Raw genomic sequence first — 3,640 nt, 5'->3', positions numbered from 1 at the left:
GTGGCGTCGGGTGCGAGATGAGTTCCGGGGGTCCTGGGTTGCCGGGAAGTGGTCTGCCGCGATCATCGCGGGCGTTCTCGTCGCCCTCGGCCTGCTCGCCTGGGTGACCACACCTCGCTCGCAGGGAGTCCGCGCCCAGTGGGAAGCACCCGCGTTCGCCGGCCGTGCGGTGGCCGACCGCGCCCTTGTCGCCGACGCGGAGAACAAGGTGCTCGACCTGGTCTCGGGTCGGACCATCACCCTCGGGTCGGTCGCCGGAGGCGAGCGTCAGATCGGTGGTGAGCGCCTGCTCATCACCCACGGGAGCCAGATCGACGCCGCCCGCCTCGACGCCACTCAGCGTTGGACCTGGAACGATCCACAAGGGAACAACACCCTCTGGGTGCTGGCCACGACTCGGGCGGCGACGATCGCGCTCTCCTGTCACAGTCAGACCGAGCCCTCCTCGTGCACGCTCTACGGCATCGGGGCCGACGGCACCACCTCCTGGACGATGCCGTACCCGTCCACCACAGACGTGAACCCCACGGCCGCACACCTGGCAGGCCTCCCCGAATTCGCGGTCCTCCCGCTGGACGCCGGGACCGTCATGCTCATCGACCCCGCGACGAGCCGCACCATCCTGCGGACCGCTCAGGAGACCTGGACCGCACCCGACGGGCAGGTGTTCCTGCAGGACATCCTCCAGAACGGCCGGTGCCGGGTGACCAGCGGCCGGAGTATCGACGCCCTCACCACGAGCGCATCAGCCCCGTGCCGGTCGCGCAGCGAGCAGGCCGGTCTGCGCCCCGGCGAGGTCCTGCGCCGCGAGACCGCGCGCGTGCTCTGGTTCCCCGTCTCTCGCCGACACGTCGTCGAGATCACCGGAGGTCGCCACATCCGCGTCGCCAGCTGGCACGAGCTGACCGTGCTGCGCACCGACGACGACGGCATGACCGTCCGAGACGGCGACAGCGTCGTCCGTTACACCTTCACCTCCTGACCTCGCGCCCGGCAGGATGGGGCTATGAGCCCCAACCCCGCGGCATACGACATCGGCAAGGTCCGCAGCCACTTCCCCGCGCTCAAGGAGGGCGCCGCCCACTTCGACGGGCCGGGCGGCACCCAGACTCCCGATGTCGTCGCCCACGCCGTGGCCGACACCCTGATGGCGGCGGTCGCCAACCGCGGCGTCGTCACGGCAGCCGAACGCCGGGCCGAGGAGGTCGTCGCTGCGTGCCGCACCGCCCTGGGCGATCTGCTCGGCAGTGACCCGGGCGGCATCATCGTCGGGCGCAGCGCCACCCAGATCACCTATGACCTCTCCCGGGCGCTCGCCAAGCAGTGGGGGCCCGGCGATGAGGTCGTCGTCTCGCGGCTCGACCACGACAGCAATGTGCGTCCGTGGGTGCAGGCGGCCGAGGCGGTCGGGGCGACCGTGCGATGGGCCGGTTTCGACCCGGAGACCGGAGAGCAGACGACGGCGGACTTCGAGGCGGTCATCGGGGACCGCACCCGGCTGGTGGCGATGACAGCAGCCTCCAACCTCATCGGCACGCGACCGCCGGTCTGCTCGGTGGGGCGCAAGGTCCATGCGGTCGGCGGCCTGCTCTGGGTCGATGGAGTCCACGCAACCGCCCACAAGAGCGTGGATCGCGAGGCGCTCGGGGCCGACTTCTGGTCGTGCTCGCCCTACAAGTTCCTCGGCCCGCACTGCGGCGTGGTCGCGGCGGATCCCGCAGTCCTCGAGGACCTGCGTATCGACAAGCTCGTGCCGGCCACCGACGACGTGCCGGAGCGCTTCGAGTTCGGCACCCTGCCCTACGAACTGATGGCCGGCACGACCGCCGCGATCGACTTCCTCGCCTCGCTCTCCGGGGAGCGCGACGAGACCTCGCACCGGCGGGAGCGGGTCGTCGCGGGTTTCGAGGCGCTCCACGCGCACGAGCAGCGACTGCAGGAGCGGCTGGAGGCCGGGATCCGGGCTCTGCCCGGCGTGCGCGTCTTCTCCAACGCGCAGAAGCGCACTCCCACACTGCTTTTCACACTGGCAGGTCATGACGACCAGGACGTCCGGCGTGCGCTGGCCGAGCGCAAGGTCAATGCCCCCGCCGGCAGTTTTTATGCCCTCGAGTGCAGCCGCCACCTCGGCCTCGGTGACACCGGCGCGATCCGGGTCGGCCTGGCGCCCTACACCAACGACGAGGACGTCGACCGGCTGCTCACCGGCCTCGGCGCAATCGCGGGCTGATGGTCCACCTCATCGCTCCCGTCGAGGAGCCGCTCGACCCGATCGACGCGCTGCGCCGGGTCGCCTTCCTCATGGAACGCACCCGCGCCGGCAGCTATCGCGTCGAGGCCTTCCGCAAGGCGGTCAAGACCCTCAAGGCCCTGGCGCCGGGCGAGCTCGACCGCCAGGTCGACGCGGGGACTCTGCAGCAGATCCCCGGGATCGGGAAGTCCACGGCCGGCGTCATCGAGGCGGCCGCACGAGGTGAGACCGCGGCATACCTCTCGGGGTTGGAGGAGAAGTCCGGCGGTCCGCTGGCCGAGGGCGGCGAGGAGTTGTATGCCGCGTTGCAGGGCGACTGCCACCTCCACTCGGACTGGTCCGACGGTGGGTCGCCGATCGACGAGATGGTGCTCACCGGCCTCGAGACGGGCCACTCATGGATGGTGTTGACGGACCATTCGCCACAGTTGCGCGTCGCCAATGGGCTCACCGCTGAGCGACTGGCTCAACAGATCGCGATCGTTGAGGCAATCGATCGCGGTGTGGGAGAGGGCTTCTCGTTCTTCAAGGGGATCGAGGTCGACATCCTCGACGACGGCTCGCTCGACCAGAGTCCCGAGATGCTCTCGCGCCTGGACCTCGTGACGGCCTCGGTGCACAGCAAGTTGCGGATGAACGCCTCCCCGATGACCAAGCGGATGGTCGCGGCGGTGCGCAACCCGCGGGTCAACGTCCTGGGGCACTGCACCGGTCGGCTCGTCGAGGGCTCGCGAGGAACGCGGCCACAGTCGGACTTCGACGCCAAGGCGGTCTTCGAAGCCTGCGCCGAGAGCGACACGGCGGTGGAGATCAACAGTCGTCCCGAGCGGTGCGACCCCCCGGACGAGCTCATCGGCCTCGCGCTCGACGCGGGGTGCCTGTTCGCGATTGACTCCGACGCCCACGCGCCCGGCCAACTCGACATGAAGGCCTACGGCGCCGCGCGCGCGACCCGCCTGGGCGTCCCGCCCGACCGGATCATCACGACCTGGGACGCCGATCGCCTCCGCGCCTGGGCCCGCCCCGCGTGACGGCGACACACTCGGGACCGGATCGGACATAGACACCATGACGCCGCGCGAGGACCGTTTCCGGTCCCTCTTCGCCGCCCACCATGGCGCCGTCCTGGCGTTCGCCCGACGACGAAGCAACCCTGCCCACGCCGATGACATCGCGGCAGAGACCTTCCTCGTCGCCTGGCGACGGCTCGACGACGTCCCGACCCGCCCCGGAGAGGCCTTGCCCTGGCTGTATGCCGTGGCGCGCCACACGCTGCTCAACGCCGCCCGCTCGGACCGACGCCGCGAGGCGCTCGCCGTCCGGATCGGCGAACGGCAGCCGACGACCGACTCCCTCGACACCGACCGCGAGCTGCGCACAATGGACGCC

4 protein-coding genes are annotated in these 3,640 nt (G+C 70.6%); all 4 read left to right on the top strand.

What is annotated here, in order from left to right; translation table 11 throughout:
- On the top strand, window positions 1-982 hold a 982-nt coding region (locus BN10_RS15030), incomplete at its 5' end, for a hypothetical protein (RefSeq protein ID WP_198014079.1).
- Between the two features lie 24 nt (window positions 983-1,006).
- The gene (locus BN10_RS15025; RefSeq protein ID WP_010852094.1) at window positions 1,007-2,230 is read left to right on the top strand and encodes a cysteine desulfurase-like protein; all 1,224 of its coding nucleotides are present in this window, start codon (window positions 1,007-1,009) and stop codon (window positions 2,228-2,230) included.
- On the top strand, window positions 2,230-3,282 hold the full coding sequence (locus tag BN10_RS15020; protein ID WP_010852093.1) for a PHP domain-containing protein: 1,053 nt from the start codon (window positions 2,230-2,232) through the stop codon (window positions 3,280-3,282). Before BN10_RS15025 ends, BN10_RS15020 begins: the two co-directional genes overlap by 1 nt.
- Before the next feature lie 37 nt (window positions 3,283-3,319).
- Window positions 3,320-3,640 (top strand): RNA polymerase sigma factor (locus tag BN10_RS15015; protein ID WP_267878877.1); only part of this gene is annotated, 321 nt, incomplete at its 3' end.

The sequence above is a fragment of the Phycicoccus elongatus Lp2 genome, assembly GCF_000367525.1.
GTDB lineage: Bacteria > Actinomycetota > Actinomycetes > Actinomycetales > Dermatophilaceae > Phycicoccus_A > Phycicoccus_A elongatus.
This window is presented reverse-complemented; position numbering and strand designations above follow the sequence as displayed.

Coding starts and splice junctions, on each gene's coding strand:
- BN10_RS15025 (WP_010852094.1), top strand. CDS start 1,007: ATGAGCCCCAACCCCGCGGCATACGACATCGGCAAGGTCCGCAGCCAC.
- BN10_RS15020 (WP_010852093.1), top strand. CDS start 2,230: ATGGTCCACCTCATCGCTCCCGTCGAGGAGCCGCTCGACCCGATCGAC.